The organism is Vogesella mureinivorans, assembly GCF_007644035.1.
Taxonomy (GTDB): Bacteria; Pseudomonadota; Gammaproteobacteria; order Burkholderiales; family Chromobacteriaceae; genus Vogesella; species Vogesella mureinivorans.
Map to the genome: position 1 here is coordinate 1 of NZ_VMTV02000374.1, position 524 is coordinate 524.

Annotated in this window: 1 protein-coding gene; it reads right to left on the minus strand. The window is 63.2% G+C overall.

Annotated elements, in window-relative coordinates:
* Positions 1-72: 72 nt before the first annotated feature.
* Entirely contained in the window at positions 73-453 is a 381-nt protein-coding gene (locus tag FLQ44_RS11070; RefSeq protein ID WP_147694441.1) for a DUF1064 domain-containing protein, read from the minus strand.
* Between the last annotated feature and the right edge of the window lie 71 nt (positions 454-524).

Sequence of the window (524 nt, forward strand, 5' to 3'; positions counted from 1 at the left end):
TCCTCTGCGGCCGGCTGCAGCGTGCTGAACAAGTCGAGCTGGTTGTCTGGGGCCATGGCGAGTACCGGCATGTCAAAACTCTTCGACAGCCCAGCCCCCGCCGTCTTTCTTGGCCTTCACCTTCACGGCCACAAAGCGGAACGGGTAGAGGTCGGCGGCGATCTTGATCTTGGCGCGGGCGTCGTCTTGCCAGAAGCCCTTCACCTCGTGCATTTCCATCTCGCCACTGGCCAGCATTACGGCAAAGTCAGGGCTGTAGAACGTGTTGTCAGCCAGGCGCAGCTTCACGCCCTCGAACTTGTACCAGGCCACCTGGCCAGCGTGCTGCAGGTTCTGCAGGTGCTTGGCGTAGGCTTCTTCGGTCTTGTTCATCTGGCCTGTTTTCAGGCGGCCAAGGGCTTGCATGCCCTGCTTGGCGCGGCGCTGGGGCGCGAACAGTGCTTGCTGGGTCATGCTGCCTCCTGGGCGTCGTCGTTGGCGGCCTTGCTGTGCTGCAGGTACGGCAGCAGCGACTCGGGCACCGG

Coding starts and splice junctions, on each gene's coding strand:
- FLQ44_RS11070 (WP_147694441.1), bottom strand. CDS start 453: ATGACCCAGCAAGCACTGTTCGCGCCCCAGCGCCGCGCCAAGCAGGGC.